Genomic DNA, 17,599 nt, shown 5'->3' on the forward strand with positions numbered 1-17,599 from the left:
GGAGGGGGGGTGGGGGGGGGAGGGGGGTTGTCCCCTCCCCCTCCCCCCCACTACCCGTAGCGCATCAGGCGGCAAGTGCCTTGACCACCGCCTCACTGAAGGCGGGAATGTCGTCCGGCTTGCGGCTGGTGATCAGGTTTCCATCGATCACAACCGCGGTATCGCGCCATTTCGCACCTGCGTTGACCAGATCCTGCTGCAGGGACGGCCAGGACGTCACGTCGCGCCCCTCAGCAAGGCCGCTGTTGATCAGCAACCACGGGCCGTGGCAGATGGCCGCCACAGGCTTGCCGGCTTCATCCACTGCCCGGATGAAGCCGAGTACAACCTCGTCGGTACGCAGCGTGTCCGGATTGATGACGCCTCCGGGCAGGACCAAGGCATCGAAGCGTGCCGGATCCGCTTCATCCAGCGGAATGTCCACCGCGACGGCGTCGCCCCAGTTCTTCTCCTTCCAGCCCTTGATCGTCGCCTCCTTTGCGGGCGACACCACGCTGACGCGCGCGCCCTCGGCTTCCAGCAGCCGCTTGGGTTCGGTCAATTCGGACTGTTCGAAGCCGTGGGTGGCCAGGATGGCAATCTGCTTGCCCTTCAATCGCTCTGCCATGGGTGCACTCCGGTTGGGGGAGCCGACAGAATGGAAGAACGGCCCTTGCACGGCGGTGACCCTGCCGTGCACGGCAGGTGGAGAGCCTCCGGGTAGTGCCGGCCAGTGGCCGGCAGTCCCCGGTACGGGTCAGCGCTTGGGCTGCAGCATGGTGCCGGTGCACTTGGGCGAGCCGCAGCGGCACTCCCAGATCTTCTTCAGCTTGGCGGTATGACGCTCGGCCAGGGTGATGCCGTAGTTGTAGGTCAGTTCCTCACCGGCCTTGATATCGCGCAGCGCCTCGATGAACACCTTGTCGCCACGGCTGTCGCCGTCCTCGTCTTCCTCGATCACTGCCTCGCAGTTCGGGTCGCAGCTGTGGTTGATCCAGCGCGCGTCGTTGCCCTTGTAGTTGGCATCGATCACCCAGTCGTCATTGAGGGTGAACAGGAAGGTATGGCCACTTTCAACGTCGCCGCTGTCATCGGCATCAACGTCGCCGTGGCTGCGCAGCAGGCCCTTGTACTGGATCACGCGCTCGCCCTGCTTGATCGGGGCCACGGAAAACACACCGTTGCCGTGGATGGCGGACTTGCGGGCTTGGATCTTCTTGGGCATCGGCAAGGGAAGTCTGCAGCGAAAGGAACGTTGATTCTCGCCCATTCCGGGTGATTGCGAAAATCACCCCGTTGGCGCAGCATTGCGCCCTGGCAACGGCCCCGGTGTGTTCTCCCGTCCCGGCCCCAGCGCCGGCTGAATGCCCGGGTTGGATGGCGGCGAAGAAAAGCGTACAATTTCAGTCCGCTTTAAGAACCACTCGCATCCCCATGTTGCGCGTCACCAAACTCACCGATTACGCCACCGTCGTACTGACCGTGCTCGCCGCCCGTCCGGGCGAGGTGCTCAGTGCCACCGAGCTGGCCGAATTCACCGGTCTGGAGCCGCCCACCGTCAGCAAGGTACTCAAGCCGCTGGCCCAGGCCGGCCTGGTTGAAGGCCTGCGCGGCGTCCGTGGCGGCTACCGCCTGACCCGCCCGGCCATCGAGATCTCGCTGTTCGAAGTGGTCGAAGCGATGGAAGGGCCGCTGGCCCTGACCGAATGCAGCCACGACCACCACCAGTGCGGCATGGCGCCCAAGTGCGGCGCGCGCAGCAGCTGGCGGCTGATCAACGACGTGGTTTCCGAGGCCCTGCGCGATGTCACCCTCGCCCAGATCCTGCCCCCTCTCCCCCTTGCCGATGACGAACAGCGCCGCACCATCGCTGTCGACGTCGTCTCCTGATCCGTAGGCAGCCCCCCATGGCCACCGAAACCATCGAAAACGTCGCCCACGACGACACCCCCAACCGCGAGATCCACGAGCAGCTCGGCCGCAAGTATTCGGCCGGCTTCATCACCGAGATCGAGTCGGACTCCCTGCCGCCGGGCCTGGACGAGGACACCATCCGTGCCCTGTCGGCCAAGAAGGACGAGCCGGAGTGGATGACGCAGTGGCGCCTGGACGCCTACCGCCACTTCCTGACCATGCCGATGCCGGACTGGGCCAAGCTGGAGATCGCCCCGATCGATCTGCAGGCGCTCAGCTACTACTCCGCGCCGAAGGGCCCGAAGTACGCCTCGCTGGATGACGTGCCCAAGGAGCTTCTGGACACCTACGACAAGCTGGGCGTGCCGCTGCACGAGCGCGCCAAGCTGGCCGGCGTGGCGGTGGATGCGGTGTTCGACTCGGTGTCGGTCGGTACCACCTTCCGCAAGGAACTGGCCGAGAAGGGCATCATCTTCTGCTCGATGTCCGAGGCCATCAAGGAACACCCGGAGCTGGTGCGCCAGTACCTGGGCACCGTGGTGCCGGTCGGCGACAACTACTTCGCCGCGCTCAACTCGGCGGTGTTCTCCGATGGCAGCTTCGTGTTCATCCCCAAGGGCGTGCGCTGCCCGATGGAACTGAGCACCTACTTCCGCATCAACGCCGGCCACACCGGCCAGTTCGAGCGCACCCTGATCGTGTGCGAGGACAAGGCCTACGTGTCCTACCTGGAAGGCTGCACCGCGCCGATGCGCGACGAGAACCAGCTGCACGCCGCCGTGGTCGAGCTGGTCGCGCTGGAAGATGCGGAGATCAAGTATTCCACCGTGCAGAACTGGTACCCGGGCGACGAGAACGGCGTCGGCGGCATCTACAACTTCGTCACCAAGCGTGCCGAATGCCGTGGCGCGCGCAGCAAGGTCACCTGGACCCAGGTCGAAACCGGCTCGGCGATCACCTGGAAGTACCCGTCCTGCGTGCTGCTGGGCGACGACTCGGTGGGCGAGTTCCACTCGGTGGCGCTGACCCATCACCGCCAGCAGGCCGACACCGGCACCAAGATGATCCACGTTGGCAAGCGCACCAAGAGCAAGATCGTCAGCAAGGGCATCAGCGCCGGCCGCGGCCAGAACACCTACCGCGGCCTGGTGCGTGTGGACCGCAATGCCGATGGCGCGCGCAACTACACCCAGTGCGATTCGCTGCTGATCGGCAAGCAGTGCGGCGCGCACACCTTCCCCTACATCGAGGTGAAGAACCCGGGCGCCACCGTCGAGCACGAGGCCACCACCTCGAAGATTTCCGACGACCAGCTGTTCTACTGCCGCGCCCGTGGCATCAGCCAGGAAGACGCGGTGTCGATGATCGTCGACGGCTTCTGCAAGCAGGTGTTCCGCGAACTGCCGATGGAGTTCGCGGTGGAAGCCAAGAAGCTGCTGGAAGTCTCGCTGGAAGGTTCGGTGGGCTGACCGCCCGCCCCTGCCCCTCGCAAACGCATTCTCTTTACCGGCGGGCCGCGGCCCGCCCCACGGAAACCCCCACCATGCTGAAGATCGAAAACCTCCACGCCCGCATCGGCGACAAGGAAATCCTCAAGGGCCTGTCGCTGGACGTCCAGCCGGGCCAGGTGCACGCCATCATGGGCCCGAACGGCGCCGGCAAGTCCACCCTGGGCAATGTCCTGGCCGGCCGCGACGGCTACGAAGTGACCGAAGGCAGCGTGCAGTTCGACGGCGTCGACCTGCTGGAGCAGGACCCGGAAGCGCGCGCCACTGCCGGCCTGTTCCTGGCGTTCCAGTACCCGGTGGAGATCCCGGGCGTGAACAACACCTACTTCCTGCGCGCGGCACTGAACGCCCAGCGCAAGGCACGCGGTGAGGAGGAACTCGATTCCATGCAGTTCCTCAAGCTGGTGCGCCAGAAGCTGGCCGTGCTGCACCTGAAGGACGAACTGCTGCACCGTGGCGTCAACGAAGGCTTCTCCGGTGGCGAGAAGAAGCGCAACGAGATCTTCCAGCTGGCCGTGCTGGAACCGAAGCTGGCGATCCTGGACGAAACCGACTCGGGCCTGGACATCGATGCACTGAAGAGCGTGGCCGATGGTGTCAACGCACTGCGCGCTGCTGATCGCTCGTTCCTGGTCATCACCCACTACCAGCGCCTGCTGGACTACATCAAGCCGGACGTGGTGCACGTGCTGGCAGATGGCCGCATCGTCAAAAGTGGCGGCCCGGAGCTGGCACTGGAGCTGGAAGCGCACGGCTATGATTTCCTGAAGGACCGGGTCGTGCCCGAGGCGGCGGTCTGATGAGCGCCCTGCTTGATTCGATGGCCCAGGCCTTCTGCGGCAGCGATGCGCGCCGCGAAGTGCTGGATGCGGCCCTGCGTGACGGCCTGCCGGCCGCCCGCAACGAAGCCTGGAAGTACACCTCGCTGCGCCAGCTGGAACGCCGTGCGTTCGCTGCGGCACCGCTGCAGGGCCCGGCGCTGGACGCCGCCCTGCTGGACGACATCCCGGCGCCGCGCCTGGTGTTCGTCAACGGCCGTCTGGATGCCGCGCTGAGCGACGTGCAGGCCTTGCCGGCCGGCGTGCAGCTGCAGCCGCTGTCGGCTGCGCTGGCCGCTGGCGAAGACGCCGTGCGTTTCCTTGGCCGCCGCTACGAGCGCAGCGAGGAGATCTTCGCCCGCCTGAATGCCGCGCTGGCCGATGAAGGCGTGGTGCTGCGCGTGGATGAAGGCGTACAGGTCGACGTGCCGCTGCAGCTGGTGTTCGCCAGCGTCGCCGGTGACACCGACCTGGCCTGGCATCACCGCCACCTGATCGAACTGCGTGCCGGCGCCAGCCTGGGCGTGGTCGAGCACCGCTTCAGCGTGGGTGACTCCGCCCACCTGGACAACACCGTGCTGCATGCCCACGTCGCTCGCGATGCCGTGCTCAAGCACGCCCGCGTCCAGGCCGGCAGCGCGCGCCAGACCAGCTTCCTGCGCACCGACGCCGTGCTGGCCCGCGACGCGCAGTACCACCGCGTGGACCTGGAACTGGGCGCCGCGCTCAGCCGCCATGAACTGAACGTGCGCCTCGAAGGCGACAATGCCCAGCTGACCGCCAACGGCGTGCTGCTTGGCAATGGCCGCCGCCACGTCGAAACCCGCCTGGGCATCGACCACATCGCGCGCGATACCAGCTGCGAACTGCTGTGGCGCGGCGTCGCCGCCAACCGCAGCCGCGTGGTGTTCCATGGTGGCATCCAGATCCGCGAAGGCGCCGATGGCACCGACGCGAACCTGTCCAACAAGAACCTGCTGCTGTCGGCCGATGCCGAGATCGACACCCAGCCGACGCTGGTGATCGACGCCGATGAAGTGAAGGCCGCGCACGGTGCGACTGTCGGCCAGCTCGATGCCAACGCGCTGTTCTACCTGCGCTCGCGCGGCCTGCCGCAGGCACAGGCGCAGGCACTGCTGAGCGCCGCGTTCTGCCACGAGCCGTTGAAGATCCTGCCGGACGCACTGCGTGCGCAGCTGGCACGCCGCCTGGACAAGGCGCTGGCCGAGGCAGGTGTGGCATGAACCTATCCACGCCGCGACCGATCGAAGAACGCACCGGCGCCCCCGACTGGGACCGCGTCCGCCTCGACTTCCCGCTGCTGATGCGTGAAGTGCATGGCAAGCCGCTGGTCTATTTCGACAATGCCAACACCGGCCAGAAGCCGGTGCAGGTGATCGGCGCGGTGGACGAGTTCTACCGCCGCTACAACGCCAACGTCAGCCGCGCGGTGCATGCACTGGGCAGCGAAGCCACCGACGCCTACGAAGGCGCACGCAACACGCTGGCGCGCTTCCTCAACGTGCGGCCCAGCGACCTGGTGCTGTGCAGTGGCACCACCTTCGCCATCAACCTGGTGGCCTATTCGTGGGCGCTGCCGCGGCTGAAGGCCGGCGACGTGATCCTGATCACGCGCATGGAGCACCACGCCAACATCGTGCCGTGGCAGCTGGTCGCGCAGCGTACCGGCGCCACCATCCGCGTGGCCGAGATCACCCCCGATGGCGCGCTGGACCTGGATGCGCTGCGCGCGGCGATGACCCCGGAGGTCAAGCTGCTGGCGGTTACTCATGTCTCCAACGTGCTGGGCACGGTCAATCCGGTGCGCGAGATCTGCCGCGAAGCGCGCAAGCGCGGCATCATCACCGTGGTCGATGGCTCGCAGGCCGTACCGCACCGCAAGGTCGACGTGGCCGCGATCGGCTGCGACTTCTACGCCATCACCGGCCACAAGATGTGCGGCCCGACCGGCACCGGTGCGCTGTGGGCGCGCCGCGAGCACCTGGACGCGATGCCGCCGTTCCTCGGTGGCGGCGAGATGATCAAGGAAGTCAGCTTCGACGGCACCGTGTTCAACGATGCCCCGCACAAATTCGAAGCCGGCACCCCGAACATCGCCGGTTTCATCGGCCTGGGTGTGGCTGCCGACTACCTGCAGCAGCTTGGCCAGGAGAACGTGGAAGCACGCGAAGCCGAACTGCTGGCGCACTTCACCGAAGAGCTGCGCCGCGTCGACGGTCTGCGCATCATCGGCGAAGCGCCGGAGAAGGCCGCCGTGGTCTCGTTCCTGATCGATGGCGCACATGCGCACGACCTGGCCACCCTGCTCGACCTGGAAGGCGTGGCCGTGCGCTCGGGCCAGCACTGCGCACATCCGCTGCTGCAGTACTTCGGCGTCGCGGCTACCTGCCGTGCCTCGCTGGCGTTCTACAACACGCATGCCGAGATCGAGCGGTTCATGACCGCACTGACCAAGGTGCGGAAGCTGCTGGGCTGAGGATTCGCCAGAATCAGGGAAGTACGAGAACGCCGCAGGAAACTGCGGCGTTTTTTATTGCGCGCTGGGCGCAAGCAAGCAGAGGCGTGACCGGGAAGCACCGAGTGATGCCAGGAACGGGCAATCTCACCGCAATGCCGATCCATCCACCATCAACGGCCTTGAGGCACCTTCTCCTACATGCCAACAAGCATGGATACCCCGGGGGCAATCAAGAAGACGTACATCATCACGACGCCCCTCAACACCCACCGTTCCCCCTGATGGAGCGTCTTCCCTTTGGAAGTAAGGGCAAGCACTGCAATACCGCGCAAGCACCTAAGCCACCAATCAACCTTGATGATTCCGACTGCAGCGAGTACTTCCGGCCGTTCACGCTCGATTTTCAGCAACATCCTGTGAGCCGCAAATGCGTTTATCCACATGGCACCTAGGATGATGGAAGCCCAAATGGGGAAGCTCTCAACAAACCCTGGCACTCAGCTCCTCCTTTTGAAGCTACTCCATCACATAGCACCTGCACACCCAATCATCTACGCAGCAATCTGCTATGGAGTCGTTGCGTTCAAGGGCGCAAGAAGCCCCTTGACGTATCCACCGAGGCCAACAACGTCCTCAGCTGTACCAATCAGGTCCCGTCGCATCATCTTCTCGACATGCTCTACACCACCAAGTCGCGCGACAACATCCGCAAGGAAAGTGACATCTCCCGCAAATAACGTCACGTCCTGATCCAGCTTTACGACCCAGCGACCATCACGCGAAAACAAGAAATGATCACGCATGAAGTTCCCATCTTCCAGCCAGTAGAAGCGCAGGCTATCCAGCCCTCGCTCAATTTCCACAGAGCTTCCACCGTCGGAGCACTCTGAACATCGAACCGCGCACATCGCGATATCTGCAAAGTGCTCCGAAAGTGCGCTCAGCCACGCCACCCAAACATCATTCGGAGCAGAATCCTCATACAGGTTGCGATCAAACGCCATCCCGGCCCGGTCTTCCCGGAGGAGCGGGAGATCCGGAGGGTTAGCATCCGAGAGGGATGCCGCAATGAAATCTGGCCAGCAATATGTATTGCTCATGGCTTCTCTGAATGCACTCAAGCCCACTCATCAATACTCCGCCTAACGGCCAACACCTGTGCTTCGGCATAGCGGGGATCGCGAATACGGATATCGGCATCATCAAGATAGTGCCATATCACGTGAGGAACCCCGATTTCATACGAACTTGACCGAATCACGTTCTTGATAAATTGCGCCCTCTGGTACCAGCCAGACACCTGTTCCTCGGAAGCAGGCTCGGATTCCAACAGCCTCCACAGACAGGCTAAAACGAGATTCTTTTCATCGATAGCGCTCAATGCGATACCTCATATTCTTCAACCAAGGGGCAACCCCCCAAAGCCTATCGACGTGATCGATCAGCTCGCAATGACACAGGCGCAATCGCGCAACGTGGAGAACTGAGCTGCCCAGGAGTGCCATGGCGTAATGTGACATCTGCGACTCTACCAGCGATCGAGAATGTTCCGAAGCCCCTTCCTGGCAAGTGTCACCCCTAAGACGGGGACCATGTGATCACATGTTAGGCGCGCCTTTGAATCATCCCGCTTTCCTGCCATAGAAGGCAGAAATGAAAGCACATGACGTCATTTCCACAACCTATCACTCACTTCAGATCTTCAAGATTGACGAGCACATCTCCAAATTTCGCACGTGGCACGGGACCAGGGATTCGTAGGGAGCGAACTTCAAGGGGGGCGTGAATTTCGCCAAGCAGCAGATCACCTGTCGAATTGTCAGTTTCTCTTGTCCTGAACACCCCAATTATCGAAACCCATGAATACGCGTATTCGTCAAATACGCTTCGCTGCAGATCTATTGGCCCTCTAATTCGAACTTGGGTCTCCTCAGTCACTCCGGCCTCAAACAACTCTTTGCTTGAATTCAGTACAAAGAGCTCCCGGCTCACCCCGAGATAGCCCTCCATCCGCACCAACTTTCCATCGAATAGCCGGGGCGTAGCAGCTAGTTCCCGGAAGCTGACTCGGCAAGCGGAGCTGCCCTCGACCCCACAGCTCTTTCCAGACGGTTCGCCCCCGCCTTCTTGATGCCTGCAACCAGCCCCGTAGAAAATAAAAAAAATAACCATGAAAAACCGGAAATCAACATTCACGCCCACACCCCTGCGTCGCCATCCAGCGCCATGGGATACCGCTCACCTTCTTCGCTCCACACCCATAATCCCAAGCCCTCCTCCTGCCAGCCGAAAAGTGCGCGGAATCATTGATAGCCAAGCTCATCAACAATAGCCTTGCACTCGGGATCCAAATCGACATGAAATGATTTCAACTCCTCGGACGGCAGTTTTCCGTCCTCCGAGCGATGCATTACTGCGTATCCGCGCAGCCCTGACACCGTCCCCTCAGGAGCAATGTCGTAGACATCCCCAGCCCACCCCCGCGACGACTTTATATAGTCGGCCACCACCAAAAGACAGTCGTCATCCAGCCGACCGCTTCCTATTTCATGCAGCGAACAACCAGCGACAGATACAAGACATAGCACTGAAGTGCGCGCAAACCCTTGAAGAACCATCGCTGGTCGTCGGCATCGAGATGAACTTGTGGATTTCACAGCACTCCCGCCACTTGTCGATAAACTCTGGAAGGAACACCGTGGGCCGCGTGTCCACCCGCTTTTGGAGTAGTGATTCTATCAATAGCGCGTCAGCCACTGTTTGACGACAACGTGCTTCCATTCTACTTGGGATAGGCTTTCGCCCATCCCCCCTTAAGCCATGGCCATCTGAACCACCTCACCAGAAGGCTCATACACCGTACGCTCGATGACATTTCCATTGACAGCGGTAATCGCCGCCGGTGAAGCCAACGCATCGGTGCAACTGTACATAACCACTTCATCGGCAGCGCCCAGCACTATATACAGGCCATGCGCACCAACACCGCGAGTGCCGCCCGAATCAGTGGAAAGCCAGCCCTTTTGCTTTACGACAGCCCACCCTCGACCTTTCAGCAATAATCGTCACGCACTCATTCATAGGAAGCCCACAGGTGTCCGCAGACCTGACGACACCTTGATGATCGGCCAAGACGAAATATACCCTCACCCTTTCGCTTTCAGCCTGATCAAATGATTTCCTTACATCAATTAAATGTACCCTGCATATTTGCGCTTCTGGCACACTCTCGGAAGAACTGAAAACTGACTCGAGCGCCAGTGCGTAGTGATCAGCCGCTGCGTTTCCCGGATCATGATTCATGACCACATCCAAACGTTCATCTCTTCCGCCACAGGCGGCAATTCCCAAAAAACAAAGCGCCGCCACAATAATACCGGCCAGCCACCCAAAGCGATCAAGCACTTGGGAATTTCTCACTGAAATACCCCCCAAAACTTGGCGCACCCGCAATCTACATCCTTTCACAGAACCCGAGCATTCGCTTCACAATGATCGAGGCACACTGGCGTTCGTCAATACCACAAGTCCCCGCAGTCAAGAGTTTCCCGCTACCATCAGTCAATACATAGAAAATCCTTCTATTTCTCCACCCCTCCCGAGAGAGTTCGAGCTGCGATACCACTAACTCTGCATTCACTTCCCGCTCCCCATCCACAGGGCGCGAATGTATGAGTTCATCCATATCAGCATGGATCTTCTGAGATGAGGAGCTGTCGTGGTCCTGGTTGGCCACCCGAAGAAGACAACCGCGGTCCTGCACACAGGAGGCAAGAAGCAGCATCGGTAAGGCAGCAGATAGAGAAATTATGATCTTCATCGAGACCTGCCCAACCAATAACCTCGAGTTCAAACCAGAATGCGCTCCGCATCACCCGTTCCTATCATCGAATCCGAACGAATTATTATCGGCATTCGCGCAACTGCTGCCTCTAATTGGAGAGCCCCACCCCGCAAGGTGGAACCCCGACCCGTTCATGCCGCAATCTCTGAAGATCCATCTCCATCAGTTCGCGCGTAGTCTCCGGCGGATCAAGACGCAAACCTTCCTCGAGGATTTGCATCGCTCGCTTACAGTCTCCCCCGCCTTGCTCAAGGGAGAGAAACAGTGCCAATCGCTGCATTGAACTAACGTCCATTCGTGCGACCCCCTCCTCAAGCCAGTAGCGATATCGCTCCATGTCGCCACGCGTCGAGTAGTGCCATTCAAGCTTTAGACGGGCCTCTGCATTCCCGTTTTCAGCCATCGCAATCTGACGTTCCAACTCTTCCTCGGAAAGGGCCAAACTTGGCGCTTCATCATGCTTCTCATTTCGGGAAAGCCGCTCTTCCTGGGGCTCCCCGTTACCGCAGCCAACAAGCAGCAAAGACAAAACAACGGAATTCGAAAGAATTTTCATTGCTTAACCTTCACCGTTTCCATTCTACGAATTCTGGACCCCAATTCAGGCTCAGCAAACTGATAGGATATTGAACCATCAGCTTTGATCGTAATCGAACGAATGGCGGGGCCCGTCGGCCCCGTCCCTCCAGGCGAGAACCTCTGCCATACACCTGCACCTCCGGTTCCGTTCTCACCCATACTGACACGGAGCGTCATATCATCTCCAGGCTTGTAGTTTTTTGGATAGCGAACGAATCCGTTGGGAGCATATACGGACGACTTATTCAGGTTCGCCCATCCCTGAGCAAAAGCCTTTGCCTGACCGATTTCCGCCCCCAAGTGGCAACCTGCCATGAATATTTCCTGGCCCTGTTTTAGCCCAAACTGGGTCCGAGCCATATCCCAGGAGCTGACTGTGGAGTAATTTTCCATGCGCCCCCCTCGCTGGTCCTGAATGACCATGTTATTGGCGTGCCCTGCGACCGTGAACTTGCCCGGAATATTGAGCGCATCTCCTGCCGCTCTCAGCCCGTTCGGATCGGCTTCACCGAACACGTTCATGTCTGCCCTGCCGTCCGGATCTTTGAACCTATAGGGATTGGCAGAAGCATAGCGATAGCGATTGAATGAAGCCCCTTCCGAACTAGCTGCAACTGGATCAGCTCCCAGAAATGCGACAGTTTGGAAGTCATAGTACCGCTGCTGCATGTAGATCAACCCGGTCCCCGAGTCCGTCACATGCCCCGTATATCCCGGCCCATCCTTCAACGGCCGATTGACCACCGCCCCATACGGCTCATACACCGTACGCTCGATGACGTTTCCGCTGGCATCGGTGATCGCCACCGGTGAACCCAGTGCATCAGTGTGGATGTACTCGACGACTTCCTGGGCGACCGCCGGAGCCACACAGGCCGCCAGCACCACCACCGCGAGTACCGCCCGAATCAACAGCAAAGAGAGTCCATTCATGGCTTAGTCCCAGCTCAATACGCCGCGGGTGACGGGGAAGTCTGCGGACCATGCCGAACAGCCACCGGCGTTGCAGGCCCTGACAATGTAGAGACTGGCGCAGTAGGTCCCGCCGCTCGACTGCACGTAGGTATTGGGGCCGGTGTACAGGCGCCGTCCAGCTCCGGAAGGCTCAAGCTGATACTCCGTTGCCCCCGGAACCGCGCGCCAGCCGACGCTGCATTGCACCTGATAGGGCGCCTTGCGCGTGCTGAGCCACTCGGCCACGTAGATCTGAGTGGCCGCGGGAGGAAGCACCACGGAGACACTGGCGATGCCCGAGTAGGGACTGCACCCCGCGAAATTGCATGCCCTCACGCGATAGGCGTAGCTGCCATTGCCACGGCTGGCACCAAAGCTGTTCCCGCCGCCGTTATGCACCACCGTCCAGCCACCACCGTTGGCACTCTCCTCCAGCACGAAGCTCTCGCTGTTGGCCGGCACCGACCAGCTCAGGCTGTACTGCGGCACGTTCACCAGGCCCGGCGCGCTGATCACCGGCTCGATCGTCGGCGGTCCGATCACCGCTACCGTCGACGTGGCCGACCACGGTCCGCAGCCTGCGCCATTGCAGGCGGCAACCCGATAGCCATAGCTGCCGCCCCCGCGCGCAGCGGTGGCATAGGAACCCGCGTTGCCGTCGAACAGCGTGACCCATCCACCACCATTGCTGCTTTCCTGCAGGGTGTAGCGCGTGGCACCAGCCACCCCGTTCCAGCCGATGCCGATACTGCCCGGCGCAGCGCGTGCCGGCGCAGAAAGACCTGGCGCAGTGGCAGGCGGATACACCACCGTCACCGCAGCCGTGGCGCTGTATCCCGTGCACCCCACCGGGTTACATGCGCGAACCCGGTAGTTGTAGCTTCCCGCTGCCTTGCCACTGAAAGCCTTGGACTGACCAATGGCGTTGTGCACCTGGGCCCATGCGCCACCATTGGCGCTTTCCTCCAGCTCATAGCGCTCGGCACCGGAAGCCGCAGACCAAGCCACGTTGTAGCTGCCGTTGAAGGCCGTGGCAGGCAGGTTCAAGGTCGGCACAGTGGATGGTGCCAATGCCACGGCCACTGATGCGACATTGCTCCATCCGCCGCACACCGCCCGGCAGCCGCGCACGCGGAACTGATAGGTTCCCGTGACCAGGCCGGTGCTGGTGAACGATTGCGCCGCGCCATCAAAGACCGTGCTCCAGGTGCCCGCAAGGGCACGCTGCAGCTCATAGCGGTTGGCACCACCGGCCGGGCTCCAGGTCAGGTTCACGCTGCCCTGGGTGATGTAGCCCGGCGCACTCAGCGCGGGAACGCTGGGTGCGGCTTCGCCATGCACCTGGGACACCAGGCTGCCTGACAGGTAGAGATAGTCGGTCTGTTTGCCGGTACGTTCGTTGCGCTGGAATCGCAGCACACCGCCGTTGTCGTAGAACGAGTAGATTGCCCCCTTGCCACTGGCGCTGGCCTTCACCCGGCGCCCATGGGCGTCATACTCGTAGCTCTCTGCTGTACCCGCCGCACGCAGCCGGTTGCCGTAGTCAAACGCGAAAGCCTGGCCATTGCGCACCGAAAGATTGCCCTGCACGTCATAGCCAAGACCGGTCACGGTTGCCCCCGTTCCGGTTTCGATCACGTTGACCAACCGATTCGTCGGATCGAAATAGTGCGTACGATCGCGGCTGCCGACCTTGGCACGGCGCAGGTTGTCCAGCGCGTCATACTCATACAAGGCGTTGCCGAAGCCCGGTGCAGTGACCGTCCGCAACCGGTCCAGGCCGTCATAGGTCATGTCCCGGTTACCGGGCGCCCCGGGCAGGCCATCGGAAATGGCCATCACATTGCCGCCGGCATCGTAGTCGTAGCTGTCATCCAGCACTGCGGCCGCTGCAGTGGCATCGCGGCTGCGGTCAGGCAGTCCGCGGGCATTCTGGGTCAACGTGTGCACGATCCCGTTGCCATAGACAAAGCGGGCCAACGCGCCATTGGCAAAGTAACTGGCCTCTTTTGCATAGCCGCCGACCGTCGTCGCCCGACCCAGTGCATCCGGCGCATAGCTGACGACGCGCCCCCCCGGGTAGGTATTGCTGGCCAGTGTGCCGTTGGCATCGTAGCCATAGGCCAGGCTCAGATTACCCAAATCCGGATGCTGCAGGGTTTCGCCACTGAGCAGGCGGCGGCGGTTGTACTGGTAGCGGTTGACGACCATCGGCCGGGCCGGGTCGTTCTGCGTACTGATCTCGGCAGGCAGACCATCAGGCGCGTAGGACCAGTTCTGATTTCCGCGCCCATCCGGGAAGATCAGGGTCGACAAGCGGTTGGCAGCATCGTAACTGCGCTTCACCGCACGTCCACTGGCCAGCGCTTCACTGCGGTTGCAGTCGGTGGTGCTGGTCAAACCCGTGCCAGCCGCCGACCACAGCACGTTGCCTGCCGCGTCGTAGTCCTGCACGGTCGCGCCGGTTTCCGGTTCGATGGTCTTGCATAGCTGCTGGTAGCCGTCATAGACGTAGCGGCGGGTCAGCGACTGGCTGCCGTCTGCACTGCGGCGGGTGATCGCCAGCGGCTTGCCCAACGTGTCTCGCTGGATCTCGGTCACCACGCCTTCCGGATGCTGCAGCGTCAGCGGCATCTCATAGCTGGGCTGGTCGTAGGCAAGATGACGGGTCGTCGTGGCCTGGCCGCGTGGATTGGTCACCTTCACCGACAGATTGCCCACGTACTCCGTGCGGGTAACCAGTGCCCCCAGCTCGGACGATTGACTGACCACGGTGGGGCGGCCCAACGCGTCGTACTGCGTCGTGATGCCGGTCAGGGTGGCATTGATATCGGAGAACTGCCGCGTGGGATACGAGGCAAACACAGTCTTGCCGCTGGTGTCGTAGCGGGTCACCACGGCGCTGTCCAGCACGTTGTTGGCGTTTTCGGTCACCAGCACCGGGCGGAACATCGCATCCAGGTAGGTATCCGTGCGCCGCCCGCCCTGCGTGCGGGAGTGCTTCCACGCACCGGCGGGCACCCCCAGCTGCGCGCCACCCAGCCGCTGCAGGTCCATGGTTACGCCATTCCAGTTCACGCTGTCGCCGCCAGGGAACTGCTGGCTGCGCAGCCTGCCCATGCTGTCGTAGCTGAAGCTGGTGGTTGCGCCGGTTTCGTCGGTCAGCGAGGTGATCCAACCGTTGTCGTCGACGACAACCGTGCGCACCGCGCCATTGGGCGCTTCGGGCGTGGCCGGCATGCGCAGCTGCTGCGGAACACCACGCTTCCATCCCGACAGATGGCTGGTATTGCCGCGGCCATCGGCCACCGAGGCAACCGTGCCGTCGGCTGCGTAGGTCACCTGCTGCGCCAGACGGCCGAATGCATAGGCGCGTAACGGTAGTGCTTTGGCCGTATCGAATTCGGTGCGGGACTGCTCGATGCCATTGAGCACACTGCGCGCCGCCTGGCCGTTCACCCACAGCGCGGGATTGTCGTAGTAGCTGGTGCTGCTGGTGCGACTCTGGCCGGCGGAATTCGCTTCGACAACGGTGACTTCGCGCGCAAATGCATCAAAGGCCTGCACGGTGCGGGTGAACTGCACGCCATCCTGTTCCACAACGGTGGATTGGACGGGGCGGTTGTAATGGGCCTTGAGATCGTTGGCACCGTACTTGAAGTCCTTGCCGGCCTCCTTCGGGAAGGGCGCCACATCCAGCTGGGCATCCGGATAGTAGTTGTTGCGATCAATGCGCACGACCGAGCCGCCCGATCGCGTTGTCGTGGACAACAACAGGCCATCGTTGTAGGCAACTTCCTTGCCGAACTCATAGACGCGAACGACACCATCGGGCAGCGTTTCGGTGGTGATCTTCGGCTCTGCCTGGCCCACCGGGATTACTGGACCGCCCAGGTCCTGGGCGAAAGCACCGTTGAGATTAGTGTATTGATAAGTCCACTGTGCAGTGGGCATGCCCGGACCGCTGATGGTCTTGGTCACCAGCGACATTGCGTCACGGTAGACCGGCGTGTAGTTCCAGCCATCGGCAAACAGGTGATTGTCGCCAGAGGTCTGGCAATCCAGCTTTACATTCTTGCGCCCGTGGCGGAACGGGCGGAACAGGAACGTTCCCAGCGCACCCGACGGATGCTGGATGCTCAGGGTGATCTCGCTGGGCACGATCTTGTTGACGCGCGAGCATGTGGCCGGGTAGTCCATGTACTCCCAGATGCTCTGCCCGATGTAGTCGGCATACTTGTGGGTGACTGACAGCGGCGGCAGGTTGTAGACCCATTGGGTACCGTCCGGCAGCGTCACTGTCCGCAGGATATCGGCCTCCGTGTACCCATAAGTCCAGGTGCGCCCTGCAGCGGTTGCGGACGCGATCAGTCCTTTCGCGTTGTAGCCCAGGCTGATCTCGCGGCCATCGTTGGCAACCATGCGCAACAGCCGGTCGCCACTCCACTCGTAGCGCACCCAGTTGCCGAAGCGATCCACAACCTGCGATGGGTACAGGAACACACGCTTTCGATTCAGCAGTGCATTGCTTTCTGGCCCGTAAGGTTGCAGCGTTGCACCGTTGTGGGGCTTGGCGACCATCCAGTCGAAGTAGTACTTGGTACCGTCGGGCGCATGACCAAGGAAGCCTTGTCCCGGCTGTCCGCTCTTCAGGGCGGTCAGGCAACTGAACGTCCAGCCACCCTTGGTATTCCAAGGCGCCGGTTCGCCAAACTGCGGCTGCGGCTGGCGCGCATCTCCGCTGCCTCCCAGCACCGGCTCACCGCCACCACCTGGCAGGGAGAGGCGCACGCCATCCCAGAACGTATTGGGATAGAAATTGACGGTCTGGGTGCGGCGACGGTTCCAGACCTCGAGTGACGGAGGCGCCGCCACCGTACTGCAGCGCGCAGCGGGCGCCCAATAGCCGACAGCAGCGGTCTCCGGCAGATCGCCATAGACGCCGGACATGGACGGAATATCCAGATCCCAATCCGAGAATGGGCTCTCACTACTACCATCGCCATCGCGGTAGCTGCGGCCCAAGGTCATCGTCAGGCTGCCATTGCCCGGAATCGAAACATCCGTAGCCTTGAAGCTGATCGAACCGTCATAGAGGTTGACCTGCTCGCCGAAGATTTCGCCCTTCAGTGGTTCGACAAGGTCCCCGTACTTCAGTCGCTTGTCGTACTCCTGCCGCCAGGTGGGAACGATCTGGGCGGAAACGCTGACCGGTGCCAGCACACACAGGGCAATGAAACCGAGAAACAGACCCTTGGCAGCCGTTGCGGCGCGCGGATGAGAAATGAGGCCAGACTGCATGCAGATCCTCCCTGGATCGACGTCCCTGTGTGCCCCACCCGCGCCGAACGGCAGTTGGCCTTCGACCAGGCGGCACCCACTCCGGCAGACAGCCACGCGTTGCTTCACGGTGGGCGGGTGCTGGTCACAGATATGAACGAATAATGAAGATGGCGTCAAGTCCACGCATTGGCCAAACTCGGCAAAGTCACGTCAACCAGCAGCCTCCCGCGCCCTTCCCCGC

Annotated in this window: 13 protein-coding genes; 5 read left to right on the forward strand and 8 right to left on the reverse strand. The window is 61.8% G+C overall.

Annotated elements, in window-relative coordinates; all coding sequences use genetic code 11:
• Nucleotides 1–64: 64 nt before the first annotated feature.
• Both ACTJJM_RS03430 and ACTJJM_RS03435 read right to left on the reverse strand, forming a co-directional pair.
• Nucleotides 65–607 (reverse strand): type 1 glutamine amidotransferase domain-containing protein, encoded by a 543-nt coding sequence (locus ACTJJM_RS03430; protein WP_010483547.1) that lies wholly within the window; start codon nucleotides 605–607, stop codon nucleotides 65–67.
• A 129-nt stretch (nucleotides 608–736) separates the two neighbouring features.
• A complete protein-coding gene (locus tag ACTJJM_RS03435; protein WP_010483549.1) occupies nucleotides 737–1,204 on the reverse strand; it encodes an SET domain-containing protein in 468 nt (155 codons plus the stop codon).
• Between the two features lie 209 nt (nucleotides 1,205–1,413).
• Here ACTJJM_RS03435 and ACTJJM_RS03440 point away from each other — a divergent pair, with 209 nt between their 5' ends.
• The 5 genes from ACTJJM_RS03440 to ACTJJM_RS03460 all read left to right on the forward strand — a co-directional run bounded on the left by ACTJJM_RS03440 (nucleotide 1,414) and on the right by ACTJJM_RS03460 (nucleotide 6,716).
• Nucleotides 1,414–1,869 carry an SUF system Fe-S cluster assembly regulator gene (locus tag ACTJJM_RS03440; protein ID WP_005408436.1) on the forward strand — a complete coding sequence of 152 codons (456 nt, stop codon included), beginning with the start codon at nucleotides 1,414–1,416 and terminating at the stop codon, nucleotides 1,867–1,869.
• A gap of 17 nt (nucleotides 1,870–1,886) precedes the next feature.
• On the forward strand, nucleotides 1,887–3,362 hold the full coding sequence (gene sufB, locus ACTJJM_RS03445; RefSeq protein ID WP_005408435.1) for a Fe-S cluster assembly protein SufB: 1,476 nt from the start codon (nucleotides 1,887–1,889) through the stop codon (nucleotides 3,360–3,362).
• Between the two features lie 74 nt (nucleotides 3,363–3,436).
• Nucleotides 3,437–4,201 carry a Fe-S cluster assembly ATPase SufC gene (sufC, locus tag ACTJJM_RS03450; protein ID WP_440865153.1) on the forward strand — a complete coding sequence of 255 codons (765 nt, stop codon included), beginning with the start codon at nucleotides 3,437–3,439 and terminating at the stop codon, nucleotides 4,199–4,201.
• Nucleotides 4,201–5,463: a Fe-S cluster assembly protein SufD gene (sufD, locus tag ACTJJM_RS03455; protein ID WP_241873753.1), complete on the forward strand. Its 1,263-nt coding sequence runs from the start codon at nucleotides 4,201–4,203 to the stop codon at nucleotides 5,461–5,463. Before sufC ends, sufD begins: the two co-directional genes overlap by 1 nt.
• Entirely contained in the window at nucleotides 5,460–6,716 is a 1,257-nt protein-coding gene (locus tag ACTJJM_RS03460; protein ID WP_010483557.1) for a cysteine desulfurase, read from the forward strand. The genes sufD and ACTJJM_RS03460 overlap by 4 nt, the downstream gene beginning before the upstream one ends.
• Before the next feature lie 548 nt (nucleotides 6,717–7,264).
• Here the strand turns inward: ACTJJM_RS03460 and ACTJJM_RS03465 are convergent.
• From ACTJJM_RS03465 to ACTJJM_RS03490, 6 genes are all read right to left on the reverse strand, one after another.
• A complete protein-coding gene (locus tag ACTJJM_RS03465) occupies nucleotides 7,265–7,798 on the reverse strand; it encodes a hypothetical protein (RefSeq protein ID WP_241873752.1) in 534 nt (177 codons plus the stop codon).
• Between the two features lie 589 nt (nucleotides 7,799–8,387).
• Nucleotides 8,388–8,894, reverse strand: a complete 507-nt coding sequence (locus ACTJJM_RS03470) for a hypothetical protein (protein ID WP_146205518.1) — start codon at nucleotides 8,892–8,894, stop codon at nucleotides 8,388–8,390.
• 807 nt (nucleotides 8,895–9,701) lie between these two features.
• Entirely contained in the window at nucleotides 9,702–10,145 is a 444-nt protein-coding gene (locus ACTJJM_RS03475) for a hypothetical protein (RefSeq protein WP_241873750.1), read from the reverse strand.
• Between the two features lie 485 nt (nucleotides 10,146–10,630).
• The gene (locus tag ACTJJM_RS03480; RefSeq protein WP_197602125.1) at nucleotides 10,631–11,098 is read right to left on the reverse strand and encodes a hypothetical protein; all 468 of its coding nucleotides are present in this window, start codon (nucleotides 11,096–11,098) and stop codon (nucleotides 10,631–10,633) included.
• The gene (locus ACTJJM_RS03485; protein WP_197602126.1) at nucleotides 11,095–12,054 is read right to left on the reverse strand and encodes an RHS repeat domain-containing protein; all 960 of its coding nucleotides are present in this window, start codon (nucleotides 12,052–12,054) and stop codon (nucleotides 11,095–11,097) included. The genes ACTJJM_RS03480 and ACTJJM_RS03485 overlap by 4 nt, the downstream gene beginning before the upstream one ends.
• Nucleotides 12,055–12,057: 3 nt before the next feature.
• Entirely contained in the window at nucleotides 12,058–17,376 is a 5,319-nt protein-coding gene (locus tag ACTJJM_RS03490) for an RHS repeat domain-containing protein (RefSeq protein ID WP_241873749.1), read from the reverse strand.
• Nucleotides 17,377–17,599 lie beyond the last annotated feature (223 nt).

Source organism: Stenotrophomonas sp. 22692, from assembly GCF_052045015.1.
GTDB lineage: Bacteria > Pseudomonadota > Gammaproteobacteria > Xanthomonadales > Xanthomonadaceae > Stenotrophomonas > Stenotrophomonas geniculata.